The following is a 19,504-nucleotide window of genomic DNA, read 5'->3' as shown; positions in this document are numbered from 1 at the left end:
ATGCAAGAGCATGAAGAAAAAGACTATGTCCCATAGTCCATTTCTTTCCTATCTTCCTTTTTCGTTAATTATGCCTCAAGGTCTGTTTTCCATAAGCCATGCAGATTACAATATTCGTAAACATGGATTTTGCCTTTATAATCACCTAAAGCAAAAACGGCTTCTGGTTTTTCACCTGGCTTTAAGTTTACTCGATACAAGTTATCACCAAATTCTACTAAGATCATTGTAATGAAGTGTTCAGCTAACATAGGATGTTCCATAGAGCCGACTTTCACATGTAAATTACCATCAACAATTTCAGCTACAGGTACATGTTTCTCTAAAGCTCCATCTGTTGTATTGGCTTTTAATTCTTGCATCTGCTGACCACAGCACATGATTGGAACGCCTTTATCTTCTACTACTTCGACAATATTGCCGCATACTGCACATTTTAATAATTTCATTTTCATTTCCTCCTTGTTTTATCGTTGTTTATAATCTTACGTTGTCAGTATTTCCTTAATACGTTGTCAGTATACCATCGTCCTTTTAAAATGAAAAATGATATGCTCTAAAAATTTTTTGAATGCTGAAGATGGTGCTTGTTTCTTTAAGGACAATCGTTTAAATGAAGTATTTACTCTTTTCATTTTTCCTAATTCATGATACGCTACTTTCAAAAAGATAGGAGTAATCTAAATGAAGATCACAATGAAGTATCATAGTATACAAATCCAAAGCGAACAGGATAGTGATATAGATACACTATTACAAGATCTGCATCAGTCAAAAAAAGCGCGTTATCTCTTATATCAAAACAAGCAATTATATCTCAATGGCAACTTATGCAAACAAAATCAATTGATTACCAAAAATGATGAAGTACAGATTCACTTACCTGATGAGACTTTGTCCTCGATACCGCCAGACTTTACAGAGCTTTCGATTTGTTATGAAGATGAATTATTATTAGCTGTAAATAAGCCAAGTCATCTTTTGGTACATAGCGATGGTGTAGATACATCACATACCTTATGCAATCGTGTACAAGGGTATTATTTGATGCAAGGAATCACTGCACCCGTTCGTCCCTTACATCGCTTAGATAAAGAGACAAGTGGAATCGTTCTGTTTTGTAAAATACCTTTCTTTCAACCATTATTGGATCATATGATGAAAGAAAAACAGATACAACGTGAATATGAAGCTATTGTGGAAGGCAGCATCCATCAGAAAAAACAAACGATCACCTATCCCATCGCCAGAGATCGTCATGATGCCCGAAAAATGCGCGTATCCGCAACAGGAAAACATGCCAAAACAACGATTACTTTACAAAAAAATTATGGAGCCTATTCCTGGATACATGCACGTTTGTTTACTGGTCGCACCCATCAGATACGTGTACATTTGGCTGCCTTAAAACACCCTTTGTTGAGCGATTCTTTATATGGTACACCATCTGATAAAATTCATCGTCTAGCTCTTCATGCCTCATTGTTGACCTTACAGCATCCATTCACAAATAAGAATATACAAGTAACCTGTGAAATGCCCTTGGACATGAAAGACCTGCTTTAAAAAAGCATATCCAACTAAACATACTATACTACTATTTCAACAGCATACAGGCATTATTACGTCCTGCTAGCTTCGATTTATACACACTGCGATCTGCCCGCTTCATCGCATCTTGATAAGTCGTATCATTGGCATAATAATACGCTGCGCCAATACTTGTGGTAACGCGGAACTTCTTACCACTATATGTGAACTGTGCACAGGCAATCACTCTGCGCAAGCGATCAATATACGTATACATATTTTCTTTTGCAATGCCACTGCATAGTAATAAAAATTCATCACCACCCCATCGGAACAATCGATCACTGCTTCTAATTTCCTGCATAATCAACAAACTAAAACGTTTTAAGACATAATCACCGGCATCATGTCCAAAGGTATCATTATATTCTTTAAACTTATCAATATCGAAAAAGATGATCATATATTGTTCCTTCGTTTCTTGAAAACGTTTAAAGGTATTTAAAAGTGTTACATCGGCACTTCCCCGATTAAAACACCCTGTCAGATCATCACGACTAGCCTTATCTTTTAAGATTTCCTGTTCTGTTATATCATGCAAGGTTCCCAAAACCAGAATACATTTTCCCTCATTATCAATAATAGAATTAAAACTGGTCTCAAAGATAAACTGCATATCCCCATAAGGATTGGTGATATGAATGACGCTGTGATCTTGCTGTGGTTTTTCATGTATATTTTTTAAAAAGTCGTCTAGACGTTCAATTTTTAAGACCTTTTTTAACTCTTTGATTGGAAAGGTTTTATGCGGAACACCAAGTTTTTGGCAAAGTGACTCATTCGCAGAAAACACCTTTTTTCCTACGTCATACTCCCATACAAAAACATTGGCAATGCTCATTAACAGTTCGAATTTTTGTTTATCCTGCAACGCTTTTTGAGCTTGTTCATCTTCATGACGTAATAAACACATCGTCCCTATGATACATTTTTCATAACGACAGGCATGTACTTCATACCAATGCTGACCATTTTTAAAAGGCTTAGCAAAAGTAAAGGTTATTTCCTCACAACTTTCTGTTAACAATCGATGAAAGGCATCTAGCATATTTTGACGGTCTTTTCTATTCAACTCCTTAAGGAAAAGGGTAAGAGAGCATCCACTTGGATGCTTTTTAGACCCTTTCTCATCTGTAAAAAATAACATATTACTCATAGGTTCATATCGCCAGCATGTAATCTTACTTAAAGCAAGCATTCGATTGGCGAAACTGCTTACGTTTGGTTTTTGTTCCTCATCATCTGCTCCACAATCCAACTGCTGTATCAAATGCTGTATATTTTGTAAGATTGCCAGTTCTTTTTTATTCACACAAAACACCTCAAATCACAAATGAATCACATTCTTGCATTAGCCCATAGTATAGCAAGGAATTCTATTGAATACAATGCCTTTTCATAGTCTTTACAAAACTAGTGATTTCTCGACAATATCTGACATAACAGGCTTTGCAAGATGCATCTACTTCATTGTATTCATGAAATTTGCATTTTTGAATAAAACTTTTATACAAACTAGCAAGCCGATATGTATCCGTTTACTTTCTTTTTATTCGTGTTATAATTTGAATTAGATAAGGAGGGTTTTATAATGCCAAACGCAAATCCATTAAAACAAATTGTAGTAAAACAGAAGAATGGTCAGCCGGTAGGAATTTATTCTTGCTGCAGTGCGAATGATTATGTCATTGAAGCTGCTTTAGAGGCTGCAAAACGTGATGATTCCTGTGTGCTGATTGAAGCTACCGCAAATCAAGTAGATCAAAATGGTGGTTATACAGGAATGAAGCCTATTGACTTCATGAACTTCGTTATGGAGAAAGCTGATAAAGTAGGCTTGGCAAAAGATCGTGTATTCTTGGGCGGAGATCATTTAGGACCATTGACCTTTGCTTCTAAGCCAGAAAAAGAAGCCATGGCAATGGCTCGTGAATTGGTTCGTTGCTATGTCGCTGCCGGATTCACTAAGATTCATATCGATACCAGCATGAAGGTAGCAGACGATGATCCAAATGTTCGCTTAAGTGATGAAACCATCGCTCGCCGCGGTGCTGAACTTGCACGTGTATGTGAAGATACTTACCAGGAAGTTTTAAAAACCAATCCTGATGCTGTTCGTCCTGTCTATATCGTAGGTAGTGAAGTACCTATTCCTGGCGGTGCTCAGGAAGCAGATGCCGGCATGCAGGTAACACGAGTTGAAGATTTCAAGGCAACGGTTGCAGCATTTGAAGCAGCATTCAAAAAAGAAGGATTGGACGATATCTGGAAGGATGTCATCGCCGTGGTTGTTCAACCAGGTGTAGAAGAAAAAGATGCCGGATGTACGGAATATGATCGCGAGAAAGCAAAAGATTTAATGGCAAGCATTAAAGATTTCCCTAATCTGGTATTTGAAGGACATTCTACCGATTATCAGACAAAATACAAACTACGCGAACTTGTAGAAGATGGTGTTGGCATCTTGAAGGTAGGTCCAGGAATGACCTATGGCATGCGTGAAGCATTGTTTGCATTAGCATATATGGAAGATATGCAGTTCCATGGCAGAGATGATGAAAAATCGCATTTTATTGATGTTTTGGAAGAAGCTATGTTAGAAGAACCTAAGAACTGGTGCAAACATTATCATGGTGATGATAACGCATTATGGTTCAAACGTAAATTCAGTTTCTCTGATCGCAGCCGTTATTATATGCCAAATCCTAAGGTTGCAGCAGCGAAAGATAAATTGATTGCTAATCTGCGTAAAGAAGGTATCTCTCTCGCCGCTTTATCACAGTTTATGCCAATTCAGTATACAAAAGTACGTGAAGGTGTTTTAGAAAATGATCCGGAAGCATTGATCAAAGACCGTATCAAAAATACGATTGATGAATATGTTTTTGCATCCCATCAGGAAGAATTATTCAAATAATAACAAGAAAGCAGAAGGCAGCTCTCCAAGCGAATTTGCCTTCTGTTTTTTATGTCTATCAGAAGAGATGTTTTCCATCCATTCATTTCGTTATTTCTTTATCACTGGATAAGCGTTGTACACAAGAAATACAAGTACGTGTAAAAGCCTCTCGCATTGCATCTGTCACCTTCCATTCCCAAGCGCAATGCTCTGTTTCATGTGAATGAACATCAGAAACCATAAGAATTGCTGCTGTCTGCAAATGCCGGTAATTTCCAATGCTCATAATGGCAGAGGTCTCCATATCAACACCGACACAGCCTTGCCTACGCCATTGCTCTTCTTTTCGCAGGGTTTGACGATAAATAGTATCACAGCTCACAATTGGCTCACTTTTCGCTTGTGGCAATAGATTTTTTAGCTCTTCCCATAAAGGATGCGCAGGATACGCAAAGATGAGATCTTCATAGTAATGATGAGAAGTTCCTTCTTCAGCTAACGCATGGGAAGGGATAAGTATATCACCAACATGGAAAGCTGGATGAAAGGCTCCTATCATGCCTACAGATATAATCGTTTTTACTCCTAGTTCCGCTAACGTTTCCAAAGTATCTGCAGCCTGTGGTGCTCCTCTGCCTCCATCCAAAAAACATGCTTCCATGTTCTTAAAACGATATATTGGGCATGGATTTAAAAAGCGTGGAAATTTGGCGGATAGCTCATCACATTCATAAGTGCGCAAAACATAAGGTATAGCTTTCCCTATGAAGAACAGAATAGCAATTTCCGGCAACTTTTGTATCATCTTTACATCATGGTGAGAACTTTGCATATTACGCTTTGCCGTTATGATGGCTTTTGTTGTATCTTCTTTCTTGCACCACGGCATTCTCATTCCTCCTCGGCACTCTTATTTTGCTTCAATAAGTATTTTCATCGCTTTGATCTCCCAATTTACAAAGGTACGTAAGAAGGCTTCTAGCTGATCTATCACAAGTCTGTCATAGACTGTTTGTGCGATGAAGGCTGCTCCATCTGCATTTGGATGTATACCATCATAACGATAATACTCTTCATGGTCAGCTGTGACACTATGAATATCAATAAGCGGCAGCTGTTTTTCTTTTGCGATGGATTTAATAACGGATTGTATTTCCTTCATGTTACTTTGTGAAAATTGGTGAATTAATGTACCATCTTCACGGATTGAATACATTGTCGAAGGTAACATTAGGTATATAACAGCTTTAGGCAATGCTTGTTGATATGTTTCAATTAAGGATATATAATCTTTTTTAAAAGCCTCAGCATTTTGCCAATTTACACTTTTAGAATCATTTGTACCAAGCATCAAAAAGATGACATCGCTTTGATAAGAAAGACTTTCGCTCATTTCCTTACAATTCCAATACGATAAGATTGCTGTTTTCTGTACAGCTGCACCATCAACACCAAAATTTTTGACTTGGATGGTGTTCCCGAATCGTTTTGATAACTGTGATGGATAACTTTCGCTTTTCCTATCTTGTAAAGTGGAGCCATATGTGATGCTATCCCCAACACAAGCAATTTTTTGGATACTTGATTTTATCGCAGGAAAGGAAGGCAAACGAACAGCTACTTTTGATGTTTCCTTTTCTTTACAACCTCCTACTAGCATTCCTATAATAAGAAATACTATTGTGAATTTTGACACAACTTTATGAAATTGTTTTTTCATCATGTATTTCCTCTTGAACTAACGTATCATTTTCAATACGCAATCGTTTCTTTCTTAATCGATTATTTATAAATTCAGCAAAGAATACATATAAGCAAGCAGTTGTAGGAACAGCCATTACCATACCAAATACGCCCCATAAATCACCAAAGACAAAAATACTCAATAATACCCATAAGCCTGGCAGGCCAACAGAATTCCCAACCACGCGTGGATAAATTACATTGTCTTCAAAATAACTGATTACCTGATAAAAGACAATAAACCAAATACTTTGCAAAGGATCGTGTGAAAGCATCATGACAGCACCAACACTCATCGCAAACATGGATCCAAATACAGGAACTAAAGAACAAACGGCAATAAGGGTACAGATAAGTTCCGGATATGGGAATTGAAACAGACGCATGCATACATAATATAATACCCATAAGATACATGCCTCGGTTAACTGTCCACCAATAAAACTTGAGAAAATACGATTTACACGACTTGCATATTGGAAGACAATTAAAGATGCATCATATCCACAAAAGGCAGCTGTTACCTTACGCAATTGGCGGATAAAATTTTCTTTCCCACTTAATAAATATAAAGAAAACATAAAACCCGTAAAACCAACGGCAAAAGATGAGATGAAATTAGAGGCACTAGATAAAATGCCACTGGCACTACCCGAAAGAAAGGCTATCGCATTGCTGACAATCTTCTCCCATGGCATTTGTATGAATTGTTCCACCTGTTGAATGTCTTCAATACGATAATCAATATGAAAATATTTTAATATCTCATCTATATTTTTAACAATATCGGTAAAAAACGACGAAAGATTTTGCATAAGTGAAATCAGTGAACCGATAATGCTTGGCAAGATGATGCTGCCAATGATGATTAGTAACAAAAAAGCAATTAAAAATGTCAGAAACATGGAAACCATGCGTTTTCTTTTACGCAAAAGCGATGTTTCTTTTGTATGGCGGATGATAAAAGATTCAATCTTTTTCATCGGTAAATTTAAGACATAGGCAAATACGATAGCATATAACAAAGAGCGAAACAAAGATAACACAAAGTCAAAACCATTTACTACATCTTGTACATGCATAAGAAAAAAAGCCAACAGCAATATATAGGTCGACAGATAAACCCATGGTTTTATTCTGTGCAACACTTTTTCATCATGAAATTTATACTTCATAGTTAAACACACCTTTCAAGTACCATTATATCATAGTGGAAATACCTGTGCCAACAAACAGTGGAAGGTGTCGCGCATAGATCATCTTATGATGATGCAAACTTATTAGCTTCCTTTATACCCGTTAAAGTAAACAAGATCGTTTTTTTCTTGATCATAGATAACATGCTTACTATCATATGAATAAAAACGCATCCCTACAAGAATGCCAAGATTCTTTCAGGATGACGTTTTATCTTTTTAATAAAGTTTTTTAAAAAGAGATTTCTTGCATCTTCAGCTATACATGAGCATTCTTTTCTTACCCTTCCATCTTCAAAAAATTCATATGCAAGGCATATAGCATGTAAGCCTTCAAAAAAGAGTCATTAAATACGACACTGATAGCTTTTAACCCAGTGAAACGATCACTTTGCTTATTTTGAGTATCCAATAGATACTGATAAATATAACAAATGATTTCTAATTCACTTTCATTTTTCAATGCCACGATGATGTCACCCACGGAAATGCGGCTAGCCTTCATCTTTTCAAATATGCTTATATGCGCGTCAGCAACATGTAAGATTTCAATTACAAATGCTTGTAACTGCCAAATGCCAATATCTGCTAATCCAAATATCCATGCCGTTTTTTCTAACAAGGCAAAGAAAGGAAACGTATGGTATTGATAAGGCGCAAGACCTTTCAAGACGCGATGATGAACAACCTTTTCTACCACATTAAGCATAGTTTCATGATCCAATAGATCATCAATTTGTTCCAATGCTTTTTGTAGCTGATCATCCAAATGCGCAATGGCTTTTTCATCGTTTAAGGAAAAGGTATAAATAGAACCAAGAAGCTGATGAAATTTCTTCATAGTATCTTGATACCCTAGCTGCATATTGCGATGAATTCGTTTCGTATCAAATAGCAGAAAGCTTCCTAAGGGTACATAGGGTTCTATGTAAATAGTATCTTCCTGTGGTTCATGAATTTGATTTTTTCCAACAGCTTTTAAATCAACGGCTACGATTTGTTGAGCGCCTAAGCTGCGTGCCAGTTCAATCGGTACATTGTCATGATAGCCACCATCAAGATAGTATTCCCCATCAATCTCTTTCATTGGAAATGCCGGGAAACATGAAGCGCTAGCTAAAACATAATCAATGACACGATCTCTGTCCATCTTTTGCTTTAGAAATGGATGCGGTTGGCGGCGTGTGAAATTAACGGTCATACAGGCATAATCAATGTCACTGTTGAAAAAGGCATCTGCATCAAATAAAGGTGTGATTGTTTCAATAAACGGTGTAATATCTGCACCTTTATGATGGATATAGCTTGATAAAAAGTCGGCATATTTCCCTTTCTGAGACATGATCAATTCGATATCTTTATCCAAATTAACACCATTTACCATGATATCTTCCACCTTCAGATCTTTCCACAGATCATAAGCCTTAGGATAATCATGCTGCACATACAATACCCCGATCATTGCCCCAATGCTTGTTCCACAAACCAGATCAAATTGCTGATGCATCTCATCTAAAGCCTTCCATACACCGATTTCATAGGCACCTTTACTTCCGCCACCACCTAACACCAATGCTCTTTTCATTTCTCCACACTTTCCCATAGTTCTCTATGACTAGTTGATACTGCCTGCATACCACCGGATAAACACTTGGCGATATCTTCTTGATTCTCGATCATACCACCGCCAATGACTGGAATATCGCAATAGGCATGCAACTTTTTAACAATCCCCGGTAATAAAGCTGGTAAAACTTCAATATAATCCGGCTGTAAAGCTGATGCCATGTGTACAGAACGCATAAAGGAGCGTGAATCAATCATGAAAATACGTAAGATCGAAATGCATTGATTGCTTTTAGCAGCTTCAATCGCTTTCGGCTTTGTTGATATAATTCCATCTGCATGTACCTTCTGACACATATATTGTGTACCATATTGATCATTGGCAATACCATGAATCAAATCCATATGCACGATGCCTTTTTTGTTATGCTCATGCAACTGTTTTACCAAGTCCTCCATAAAGTTCATATGAAAATCCATGAGGATGCACCATGTATAAGACCCCTTTAGAAAGGCTTCAAATGTCTTCCAATCGGATATCACCGGCAAGATGTTCTGTATGATCATCAAATCCTTCTTTCCATGCTTCTTGATGCCAATAAGTCTGCGCCGCTGTCCGCAATATTTTTTACAATCACATCATTTACATGCACCGGCGCACTTACGCAAACGTGTTTACATGCTTCCATTATAGCAAATAATTTAGCTTTTGGAACATTTCTTGAAGTAATCACCGGCAGTAATGGATAGATAGCATGTTCTATACGTATGGTCGTCGTTAACATGCGCATAGGTTCTATCATCTCCTGACGAGCAAAGGCTGCTCCTTTCAAACAGCTATTTCCTCTGACTTGTATATCATCTTTTTGCTTCGTCACTTCTAAATGACAACTCATTGGGCAAACAATACAGTCAAATGTCTTTTTCATGACTCTTTTACCTCCACAATTAATGATTCCTCTAAAATACCAATATCTGATGGTTTTAAAATAATTCGTTCCATTTCAGAAGGTAATAGATAGCGTTTTGTTATGGTTTTGATAATACGATCCCCTGTTCGTATGTTGATCATCACCTGTTTATAAGGTCTAATGGAACGAACACAAAGGGTGATGTTTTGTGAAGGCTGGGCATCAACAGAATGCGGCAATACATAGGAAATACCTGACCCAGCTTGCGTAGAAAATTGTTTCTGTCGGTGATACTGCCCTTTGATATCTTGAACGGCACATAAAGCCGCTTCATGAGCCTCCATACTGACAAAATCCACAATATCATGGACATGCAAAGCATTCCCACAAGCATAGATATGCGGAATACTTGTTTCATAATGTGCGTTTACTTTTGCCCCTTTGCTCTTACTATCCATTTCCATATCCAAATGATCTGCTAATGACATTTCCGGAAGCAGCCCAATGGACAATAATAAGGTATCAACCGCAAAGCTTTTCTGTGTCTTTGGAAGAATGTTGCGATGTTCATCTACCTGGGCAATGACTACACGTTCCACATGAAAATCCCCTTGAATATCAACGATTGTATGTGATAAATATAAAGGAATCGCAAAATCTTTTAAGCATTGTACAATATTTCGATTTAAGCCATTGGAATATGGCATAATTTCAGCTACCCCCAACACGTTTGCCCCTTCCAGTGTCATACGTCTTGCCATGATGAGTCCGATATCACCACTTCCCAAGATGAAGATGTTCTTGCCAACGAGAATATTTTCAAGATTTAAAAAACGCTGTGCGCTGCCTGCCGTATAGACACCAGGCAGCCGTTTTCCAGGAATACTGATGGCTCCGCGATTACGTTCATAACAGCCACAAGCTAAAAGAATCGTTTTCGCCTGTACCCATACATAGCCTTCTTCTGCATTAACATATTGTACACGTAATCTCTCATCGATCCATACAACATCACTGCATAAACGATAGGGAATTCGATAAGCATGAATTTGATCTATAAAGCGTTGCGCATACATAGGACCACTTAACTCTTCATGAAAAGTCTGTAAGCCAAAACCATTATGAATACATTGCTGCAAAATTCCACCGAGTTCTTCCTTACGCTCTAAGATCAAGATATTATCTATACCAGCTTCTTTGGCCGCAATAGCTGCACTCATTCCAGCACTGCCACCTCCGATAATGATCATATCTACCTGTTTCATCGTCTCCCCTCCTTTGCCACCTCATAATAGCTGTCTTCATCATATTGCACTTCGTGCAATGGTATTTGCAATTCTCTTGCCAATAGTTTAGCGATTTCTACTTCACAATACCCTCCCTGACATTTCCCCATGCCTGGGCGCACACGCATTTTTACCCCCGCAATGCTATGGGCACCACACTTTCGATGGATACAATCGACCACTTCTTGCTCACTGATCTGCTCACAATAACAGACGATATGTCCATAGCCCGGATGCTTTTGTATGAGGGCTTGCTGTTTTGTTTCACTTAAGTTTCGCATAATGAGTGGTTTTTGACGATGCACAATATGTTTTTTCTTATGAAAAGTCAACGGAAGTTTCATGAGTTCTACAATCACATATTCACTTATGGCAGGTGCTGATGCTAAGCCTGGTGAATCAATGCATCCTAAATGAAAAATCCCCTTGCACCTTCTTGATTCTTCGATATAGAAATCATTGTTATTACCAGTAGGCCGACATCCGCTGTAACTATGGATAACTTCTTGATAAGGTACATGTTGAATTATTTTTTCCACCTTTTCCTGTACTTCTTGTAAGCCTGACGTTGTTGTGGCATTATCCACCTTCTTTAATATTTCACTCGTTGGTCCTAACAAAATATTACCATGTATGGTAGGCACTGCCAAAACACCTTTTCCCGCTTTAGATGGGGCAGGATATAATACATGGGATACATAAGGTTGACTACGCTTAGCTAGAACATAATATTGACCACGTTTTGGTGTAATCGTAAATAAGGATTCTGCCTCCACCATTTCCATGATCTTTTGTGCACCTAAGCCAGCAGCATTCACAAGCATATCCACAGAATATTGTCCTTTATCACTTCTTATGACATATCCCTTTTCGCATGCTTTAATATCCAACACTTCTTCATGCAAATGAAGCTGTAAGCCATTCCATAAAGCCTCTTCTACAAGAGCCTCGCATACTTCCCATGGAGTGATGATAGCTGTATCTGGCACCCACAAAGCTTTACGAATATGTTTACTCAAGTTTTTTTCATTCTTTACTACTTCTTCACGTTCTTTTATCTCCACAGTGATACCGCGCTTTTTACCTCTTGCATACAATTCCTGTAAGATTTCTACCTCTTCTTCATTGCTTGCCAATACATAGCCTCCACAAGCCTGATAACCACAGCCTAACTGCTTACATATGTTTTGATACATCTTGGCTCCGCGTTTATTTAATTTTGCCTTTAAAGTACCATCTACAGGATCATATCCAGCATGAACAATAGCACTATTCGCCTTACTTGTTTCTTGTGCAACATCCCCATGTTTTTCAAATAATATTACCTCTACTTCTTCATATTGTGTCAGATCATATGCTAAAAAAGATCCGACAATGCCAGCACCGATAACAGCAATCGTTTTCATGCGATTCTCCTTTCCCATACGCTAAAAAAGCGACATGATAAAAACAGTCTGTTCTGTTTCTCATCTCGCTTTCTCGTAATTTTTTATTAACTTGTACTTATAGTATAGCATAAAACTGTTTTGAATTATGACGATGTTTTACTTTTTTATTTTCTTTTTGCGGACATGATAGTCACGATAATAGCAAATCGCATGAAATAATGTGCTTAACCTTCTCTTTTTCTTTTCAGATTTCACAAGAACACGTTATGAGGACAATCACAAAAGTAACTATGCTTGTTCACATATCGCAAGTATAAGAAATTCTAATAAAACCTGCATATGTTCTAGTTCGTATTCATAAAAGGTGTCATAGAATAGAAAAACGCCTGTATGAACAGACGTTATATTAGTAATGAGATTTAAAGAAATCCATCAGATTTCGTAAAGACTGTATCAGTTCCTGTTCCTTATCCAGCTCCAGCTCATTTAGTAGCTTATCAATCATCTTCGCATGAAAATCATTGTGAACTTCAAGGACATGTACTGCTCGATCAGTCAATTGAAGACGCACGATACGTTTATCACGTTCATCCTTGACACGCTCCACATATCCTTTTTTAACAAGCTTTGAAGCTGAAACGGTGAGTGTTCCTTGTGTTACCATCAATCGCTTGGCAATTGCGGACATCATCTTGGATTCACTTTTGTCAATGGCTTCCAGAATATGTACCTCTGTCATGGATAAGCTGACACCTTGATCCCGCAGATTCTTCTCTTCAATCAACAGGATGTAATTAAAGAGATCTACCAGAAGTTCATTCAGCGTATGCCGTGTGTCATTCATTTATACATACCTCAATTAAGCAGCAGCTTTTTCCAATGCAGCCTTTGCTGTTTCAACGATTTTTGTGAATCCTTTTTCATCGTGAATAGCAATTTCTGACAGCATTTTACGGTTGATCGTTACGTTAGCTAATTTCAAACCGTGCATCAATCTTGAATAAGAAATGTCATTCATTCTTGCTGCAGCGTTGATACGTGCGATCCATAATTTACGCATTTCACGTTTTAAATCTTTACGGTCATTGTATGCGTATTTGAAAGAGTGCATTACCTGCTCGTGTGCAGTTTTATACAGCAAGTGTTTTGCTCCATAATAACCCTTTGCTAACTTTAATACTTTCTTTCTTCTTTGACGTGTTGTATATCCACCTTTAACTCTAGCCATGTTTATATTCCTCCTATCTTACTTCACCAGCATCTGTTTGATACGTTTGAAATCTGTGTTGTGTACCGTAGATGCTTTTCTTAAATGACGTTTCTGTTTCTGTGTCTTACCGTGGAAACGGTGAGAAGTATAAGCGTGACTTCTTTTCAGTTTACCGGAACCAGTTGTTTTAATACGTTTTGCTAAACCTCTATGTGATTTCATCTTTGGCATAAGTAGTACCTCCTATAAATAACTATTTCTTCTTCGGTGCCAGAACACATGACATCGTATTACCTTCCAGAATTGGTTTCTTTTCAATAACTGCGATATCAGAAATTTCTTCAGTGAAGCTATTCATAATCTTTTTACCAACCTCGAGTCTCGTAATCAAGCGTCCGCGGAATCGCATATCCACTTTAACTTTCATTCCATCCTCGATCCATTTGCGTGCATGACGCATTTTGGTTTCAAAATCGTGGCGGTCAATGACCGGAGACAGTCGAATTGGCTTCACCTCGGTTACATGCTGTTTCTTCTTCGCTTCTTTTGCTTTCTTCTGCTGTTCGAAGTGATATTTACCATAATCCAGCACTTTACAAACCGGTGGCTGTGCTTTTGGAGCTACACACAATAAATCCAGTTCCTGGTTGTATGCAATCTCTAAAGCTTCACGACGCATCTTAACTCCAAGTTTATCGCCATTAGCATCAATCACCATGACTTCCTTGAACTTAATCTTTTCATTTACTAAATCGTCGTTTACATTGTTAGGAATAACTCTCTTGTTTATAATAGACACCTCCATTTTGTTGCCATAAGAAAAGCGGGTACTCACTATGCACCCGCTAATATCATCATGTATTTCTTAATATGATGTAGCATTTACCTACGTCTTCAGACATCAGGTGAGAAGGGGTGCTTCTAACTTTCCACTAACTTTTCTGCTTGTTAAGCATACCATGAATTCACTGCCATGTCAAACCTTTTTTAGAAACTGTACTTCATCTTTGCATTCGCTGTTTTCTTTTATGCAGATGATTCTTGCGTATGTACACGCTTTTCTTCATTCAGCTTTACGCTTATACCATATACGAACCATCTTTTAAATGGATGGCGGTTATCTTAATTGATAACCATCGCGGACAAAATAGCCAATTCCAGGTACGAATAGATCCGCTGGAGAATCCCCTTGTTCAATAGCTTTCTGGATCGCTTTGGCATTCGCACTAAAAGCTAATACATTCTGGATACATGAATTCTCAATATCATCCTCTTCAAAATGTTGTTTAACTACCTCTTCAATATACGCATAAGACTGTAGCTGACTCTGATATAATTCACGCGTTTTTTCATTTTTCTTCACTAAAAAGAGTTTTTCACCAAATTCTACATAAGGATATGCATATTTACAATATAATTCCGGAAGAAAGCAGAAAATCTCATATGCTAAAGAATCATCCTCACACCATTTTATGAGCTGAGAACGTATCTTTACATGTTCTTGTTTACCTTTGCATGTTTCAAAAGCCTGCAATGCTTTGCGTGTATATTCCTGTATTTCATTCTTCGTGAAATCACTTTTTTCATAACTGCGTTCCTGTTGAACAAACAGAAAACACTGTTTTTCCGTATGAATAGCACTGATGGTATCCCAGTTTATGGCATATGCCAAAAGCTTTTGACTAAGCTCTTTAGCCTCTTTGCCATTGATCCATACTTCAGCTGTGGCATTTTCTTTGTCCTTTGAAGCAAACACTTTTACCCAATACACCTTTTTATTGCCTAAGCGCAAACAGATTGCCTCTTTCAGCATTGCCCAATAATCTACATCCGGTCCTTCTTTTTTTCCGATACCGCCAAGTTTACTGGCAAATACATCGAAAAAATGACGTTCTTGTGTAAATCCCTCACAAGTATATTGTTTCTCATCATTGCGGATGGCTTTTCTATATAACGATAAAACTTGATCATAATACTGTTTACAGGCGTTTAAGATGGCATCATGTACACTACTTCCACTTGCTGCTATGGCTTCAAATATCGTGTCTTCTAACCAGTCATGATGTAACTGAAATAAAATCTGCACCACATTATCATGGATGGATAAAATATCAGCATATACATAAATATCTTCATCTGATAAAACAAAGGCATCTTCATAACTAATTCCATCTTCACATATCGCGATTAATGACTCTATCATTTCCTCATGTAAGTCCTGTGTGTCTGCTACGATAAAATCCTCATTCTTTTCCGGTTTTGCTTTATTTTTTCTGAAAAACATGGATATCCTTCCTTCCATAACTGTTACCATTATACAATAAATTCCTAAACCTTTCCATAAATGCTACCGGATACCACATAATCACATATTTATCATTTCTATCCATCTTCACTATTCTTTTTCATTTATGAATTTTTTTCTACACAGCTGTTTAAGCAAGCCATGATAGCATTATGGTAATGAACTGTAATAAGATATCTACGTGATAAAAATGCGCTAACTTTTATTACTTTTTTAAAGAAAACACTTGAAATTTGTTTTATATTTGGTATAATAACTGAGCAAGTTAAGTGATGACTCCTTAGCTCAGCTGGCAGAGCAACTGACTCTTAATCAGTGGGTCCAGGGTTCGATTCCCTGAGGGGTCACCATTACATAAACAAACGGAAATTTAATAAAATTTCCGTTTTTTATATTTCTATGCCGCTCTTCTGGACCCACAATAAGAAAGCTTGCTCTGCCATAGCATATCATCTATGGTGCTCATATGATAATTAAAAAATGAAAGAAAAACGATCTTTCATTCATTAAGCTAAATTTTCATAACAGGCAATTAAATGAGCAATGAGTTGTTCCTTCCCTACATCTAACACAAATGCCAGTTCATCACAAAGGCGCTCCTGAATACGCTCCAAACACTCCTGATTTTTCATGCCACATTTTCTTTCTGCATATTTCCAATTCATTAAATAAATATAAACATCCACCAGTGCATTCATATCAATATTCGAATAATTCCGCATTTTTAAAAGTTCACTTAATTCTTTTCCATAATCCGCGTGAATCGCCGGATGAAAAATTCTGTCCAGAATCAATCGCGCTGTAGCAATATCCATGATTTCTCTGACACCGGCCTTATCCATATTTTTATATGGAATGACGCTTTGGTTACCATCTAAAGATATCATCGTGATACGATCACTTTTACGGTCATATTCCGTGATGGTACAAATGCCCAATGTGGGATGAAACACTTTTTTTTCGTTAGTTGTCATTTCCTTACCTCATATAGTAAGTGTATGCTTTATTTACACGCTTGTCAAACGAATTCTTTTTTAAAACACTTGCTATTTGAAATTATTATGTTATACTGAAGAAGTAATAACGAGCAAAATAACTATGATTTCAATATTCACATATCAGAAATTGTAATTATCTCAAAGTACAATTTCACATATGTGTTTTTTAATACCTTGAGGCGCCTCTTATACAGAAAAATGGAGGTACTATAACATGAGTACAGGAAAAGTAAAATGGTTTAACGCAGACAAAGGATTTGGATTTATCACTTCTGATGAAGGAAATGATATTTTCGTACATTACACAGAAATTCAGGGTAATGGTTTCCGTACATTAGAAGAAGGAGCGAAAGTAAGCTTCGATATTAAAACAAATGATCGTGGAGATCATGCCGCAAACGTAAACGTTCTATAATCATCACTTGTTTATGTAGACATCCCAGATGGGGTGTCTTTTTTTATATATGGTGTAGCACAGCTGCGGATGCCCAGCCCAATCCATTATTGATAAGGAATGGATGCTTTGCACCTTTTATTACTTTTGTTATCCTTCCTGATTTTATCAATAATTGATCTTTTGAATACCAGATACCTCCATCACTGGCTGTCCATAAGCCATCAAAGCGAACAAGCTCACCCACATGGAAATGAATGGATGGTTTTTGTGCATCTTCAATTACCTTATTATTTGCCCAGCCAATATTATGCTCGATAAGATACGGATGTTGCGCTGTTTTTATCACTTTTGTTATCGTGCCTTCTTTCACCCTCAGTGAGCTAAGAGGATACCAATTGCCACCATTGCTTTGTGTCCATAAACCACTGTAATGTACATGATCCCCTACATGATAGCGTAAATATGGTTTTGGTTTCTCTGGTTTCGAGGAATTTCCATCATCTTTACTGAACCCATTGAAGCCTTTTTCCTTGATAATTTTTGGATAATCCTTATAGGCATAGTCAAAATCCAACCATCCACGATATCCATTAATTGTTCCCTTATCACTAAATTGCCACATGCCATATGGTTTATCATATGTGATTTTGCTAGCCCATTGTGCTACCCATTTATCAAATCGATCTAATCGCGGCGAATTTATACGATGCTCAAGCCAATCCAAATTTGCATAAACACCGGGATAATATCCTGCTTTTTCTAAGGTATCACAAGTATAATATACCGTTTCGATATTCATTGCATCACTCACACCATGTCTGGCTTTCCAACCATCAGCATCTTCCATATCAATAAAACAAGGATACGCTGGCTTACAGGAACGACACTGTCGTAAAAAACCTTCTGCCTCCTCTTTCATTTGTGCATGATTGGCAACATAGGAATAATGATAAAGGCCATATGGTATCTTATATCTTTCACATTCTTTTACATTACGACGAAATTGCTGATCTTCTACAAAATGTCCATAACTTGATCGTATAATGGCAAACTCTACTCCAGCCCTTTTTATAGCTTTCCAATCAATGATGCCATTATGTTCAGAAACATCTATCCCGAATCGTTTCATTTTCTTCACCTCTTGTTTTACTCTATGTATCTGAAAGAAAACGGTTTAGGTTGCAGCCATGATACCATCATAAAAAATGAAGATGATATAGGGCATAGCATCTTCAGGTAAAAAAGCCATAAGCAGAACCAAAAAAAGTAACTATCAAATAAACCTTACTAAAATAAAAAAGAAATAATATAATCTTTGATAAAACATCAAAAGATCTTTATTTCCTTTTTTTATGATAACACCTTTTCCAAGATATAATCATCCATGATGAAACCACGACCGATATCTGTCTGCACTGCATTGATATCCTGAAATCCCTTGCCATGATATACATCCAAGCTATGCTGATTATATTTATTACAAGTCAGATAAATCGCTTGTTTGTTTTGTTCTTTCGCAAACTTGATTGCTTCCTCTAATAAATAAGAAGCCAAGCCCTGCCCACGTTTATCTTTTCTTAAATACAGCTTACTTAAAAATAAGCGTTCCTTTTCCGGTTTCACCCCACAATAGCCAATCAATTCAGTTTCCTCAAAGGCTAAAAAATACGTATACTGTTCTTCCTCTATGGCTTTTTTTAATGCCGGATAGCTTTGAAATTTCTCCACCATATATTCTATTTGTTCGAATGAAATAATATCTATAAAATACTCATGCCATATCTCATTTGCCAGCTTTGCTAACTGTTGGATATCCTCATCACTTTGACACTTGCGTATCTGCATATGCCTCGCTCCCTTCTTATATAGCCATTATTATAGCACTTTCTTCCTAAAAAGCAGGCATCAAAATAAAAATCTATTCCTTTTTTGCAGCTTATCTTGTCGTTATCATTTGCTTCTTCTATCACCCTTTCATCCTAGAAACGTTTTCAGCTTTCCATTAAGCATGAAAA

The 19,504-nt window shown here is 37.2% G+C and carries 21 protein-coding genes and 1 tRNA gene; 4 read left to right on the top strand and 18 right to left on the bottom strand.

Annotated elements, in window-relative coordinates; translation table 11 throughout:
- Positions 1-68: 68 nt before the first annotated feature.
- Positions 69-449: a desulfoferrodoxin family protein gene (locus KJS44_RS05460; RefSeq protein WP_008689034.1), complete on the bottom strand. Its 381-nt coding sequence runs from the start codon at positions 447-449 to the stop codon at positions 69-71.
- Positions 450-684: 235 nt separating this feature from the next.
- Here KJS44_RS05460 and KJS44_RS05455 point away from each other — a divergent pair, with 235 nt between their 5' ends.
- Complete coding sequence (locus tag KJS44_RS05455) at positions 685-1,566, top strand: RluA family pseudouridine synthase (RefSeq protein WP_008689035.1); 882 nt, start codon at positions 685-687, stop codon at positions 1,564-1,566.
- Between the two features lie 31 nt (positions 1,567-1,597).
- Here KJS44_RS05455 and KJS44_RS05450 read toward each other — a convergent pair whose 3' ends face one another.
- Positions 1,598-2,902, bottom strand: coding sequence for a sensor domain-containing diguanylate cyclase (locus KJS44_RS05450; protein ID WP_008689037.1), 1,305 nt, complete (start codon positions 2,900-2,902; stop codon positions 1,598-1,600).
- Between the two features lie 279 nt (positions 2,903-3,181).
- On the opposite strand from KJS44_RS05450, the gene KJS44_RS05445 reads away from it, so the two are divergent.
- Positions 3,182-4,507 carry a class II D-tagatose-bisphosphate aldolase, non-catalytic subunit gene (locus tag KJS44_RS05445; protein WP_008689039.1) on the top strand — a complete coding sequence of 442 codons (1,326 nt, stop codon included), beginning with the start codon at positions 3,182-3,184 and terminating at the stop codon, positions 4,505-4,507.
- Between the two features lie 82 nt (positions 4,508-4,589).
- On the opposite strand, the gene KJS44_RS05440 is transcribed toward KJS44_RS05445, so the two are convergent.
- From KJS44_RS05440 to KJS44_RS05380, 13 genes are all read right to left on the bottom strand, one after another.
- Positions 4,590-5,378: a nucleoside phosphorylase gene (locus KJS44_RS05440; RefSeq protein WP_008689041.1), complete on the bottom strand. Its 789-nt coding sequence runs from the start codon at positions 5,376-5,378 to the stop codon at positions 4,590-4,592.
- Positions 5,379-5,399: 21 nt separating this feature from the next.
- Complete coding sequence (locus tag KJS44_RS05435; protein ID WP_008978923.1) at positions 5,400-6,209, bottom strand: GDSL-type esterase/lipase family protein; 810 nt, start codon at positions 6,207-6,209, stop codon at positions 5,400-5,402.
- On the bottom strand, positions 6,190-7,407 hold the full coding sequence (locus KJS44_RS05430; RefSeq protein ID WP_008689044.1) for an AI-2E family transporter: 1,218 nt from the start codon (positions 7,405-7,407) through the stop codon (positions 6,190-6,192). The genes KJS44_RS05435 and KJS44_RS05430 overlap by 20 nt, the downstream gene beginning before the upstream one ends.
- Positions 7,408-7,708: 301 nt before the next feature.
- Positions 7,709-9,013 carry a patatin-like phospholipase family protein gene (locus KJS44_RS05425; RefSeq protein WP_008689045.1) on the bottom strand — a complete coding sequence of 435 codons (1,305 nt, stop codon included), beginning with the start codon at positions 9,011-9,013 and terminating at the stop codon, positions 7,709-7,711.
- Positions 9,010-9,561 (bottom strand): glycerol-3-phosphate responsive antiterminator, encoded by a 552-nt coding sequence (locus KJS44_RS05420; RefSeq protein WP_008689046.1) that lies wholly within the window; start codon positions 9,559-9,561, stop codon positions 9,010-9,012. The genes KJS44_RS05425 and KJS44_RS05420 overlap by 4 nt, the downstream gene beginning before the upstream one ends.
- On the bottom strand, positions 9,561-9,923 hold the full coding sequence (locus KJS44_RS05415; protein WP_008689047.1) for a DUF1667 domain-containing protein: 363 nt from the start codon (positions 9,921-9,923) through the stop codon (positions 9,561-9,563). The genes KJS44_RS05420 and KJS44_RS05415 overlap by 1 nt, the downstream gene beginning before the upstream one ends.
- Positions 9,920-11,170 carry an NAD(P)/FAD-dependent oxidoreductase gene (locus KJS44_RS05410; protein WP_008689048.1) on the bottom strand — a complete coding sequence of 417 codons (1,251 nt, stop codon included), beginning with the start codon at positions 11,168-11,170 and terminating at the stop codon, positions 9,920-9,922. The genes KJS44_RS05415 and KJS44_RS05410 overlap by 4 nt, the downstream gene beginning before the upstream one ends.
- A complete protein-coding gene (locus tag KJS44_RS05405) occupies positions 11,167-12,597 on the bottom strand; it encodes an NAD(P)/FAD-dependent oxidoreductase (RefSeq protein ID WP_008689049.1) in 1,431 nt (476 codons plus the stop codon). The genes KJS44_RS05410 and KJS44_RS05405 overlap by 4 nt, the downstream gene beginning before the upstream one ends.
- 388 nt (positions 12,598-12,985) lie before the next feature.
- Positions 12,986-13,423, bottom strand: a complete 438-nt coding sequence (locus KJS44_RS05400; RefSeq protein ID WP_008689050.1) for a MarR family winged helix-turn-helix transcriptional regulator — start codon at positions 13,421-13,423, stop codon at positions 12,986-12,988.
- Positions 13,424-13,438: 15 nt separating this feature from the next.
- Positions 13,439-13,807, bottom strand: a complete 369-nt coding sequence (gene rplT, locus KJS44_RS05395; protein WP_008689051.1) for a 50S ribosomal protein L20 — start codon at positions 13,805-13,807, stop codon at positions 13,439-13,441.
- Between the two features lie 18 nt (positions 13,808-13,825).
- Positions 13,826-14,020: a 50S ribosomal protein L35 gene (rpmI, locus tag KJS44_RS05390; RefSeq protein WP_008689053.1), complete on the bottom strand. Its 195-nt coding sequence runs from the start codon at positions 14,018-14,020 to the stop codon at positions 13,826-13,828.
- Positions 14,021-14,042: 22 nt separating this feature from the next.
- On the bottom strand, positions 14,043-14,594 hold the full coding sequence (infC, locus tag KJS44_RS05385; protein WP_020991162.1) for a translation initiation factor IF-3: 552 nt from the start codon (positions 14,592-14,594) through the stop codon (positions 14,043-14,045).
- 312 nt (positions 14,595-14,906) lie between these two features.
- Positions 14,907-16,073, bottom strand: a complete 1,167-nt coding sequence (locus KJS44_RS05380) for a DUF6348 family protein (protein ID WP_008689058.1) — start codon at positions 16,071-16,073, stop codon at positions 14,907-14,909.
- A gap of 295 nt (positions 16,074-16,368) precedes the next feature.
- On the opposite strand from KJS44_RS05380, the gene KJS44_RS05375 reads away from it, so the two are divergent.
- A tRNA-Lys gene (locus KJS44_RS05375) sits at positions 16,369-16,444 on the top strand.
- Positions 16,445-16,600: 156 nt separating this feature from the next.
- On the opposite strand, the gene KJS44_RS05370 is transcribed toward KJS44_RS05375, so the two are convergent.
- Positions 16,601-17,068 (bottom strand): hypothetical protein, encoded by a 468-nt coding sequence (locus tag KJS44_RS05370; protein WP_008689060.1) that lies wholly within the window; start codon positions 17,066-17,068, stop codon positions 16,601-16,603.
- A 238-nt stretch (positions 17,069-17,306) separates the two neighbouring features.
- Here KJS44_RS05370 and KJS44_RS05365 point away from each other — a divergent pair, with 238 nt between their 5' ends.
- Complete coding sequence (locus KJS44_RS05365; protein ID WP_008689062.1) at positions 17,307-17,507, top strand: cold-shock protein; 201 nt, start codon at positions 17,307-17,309, stop codon at positions 17,505-17,507.
- Between the two features lie 43 nt (positions 17,508-17,550).
- Here KJS44_RS05365 and KJS44_RS05360 read toward each other — a convergent pair whose 3' ends face one another.
- The gene (locus KJS44_RS05360; protein WP_008689063.1) at positions 17,551-18,618 is read right to left on the bottom strand and encodes a glycoside hydrolase family 25 protein; all 1,068 of its coding nucleotides are present in this window, start codon (positions 18,616-18,618) and stop codon (positions 17,551-17,553) included.
- Positions 18,619-18,839: 221 nt separating this feature from the next.
- Positions 18,840-19,334 (bottom strand): GNAT family N-acetyltransferase, encoded by a 495-nt coding sequence (locus KJS44_RS05355; RefSeq protein WP_008689064.1) that lies wholly within the window; start codon positions 19,332-19,334, stop codon positions 18,840-18,842.
- Between the last annotated feature and the right edge of the window lie 170 nt (positions 19,335-19,504).

Origin of the sequence: Longicatena caecimuris (genome assembly GCF_018406465.1) — a bacterium.
Lineage (GTDB): Bacteria > Bacillota_I > Bacilli_A > Erysipelotrichales > Erysipelotrichaceae > Longicatena > Longicatena caecimuris.
The sequence above is the reverse complement of the archived record's forward strand: the minus strand, read 5'-3'. Positions and strand labels throughout refer to the sequence as shown.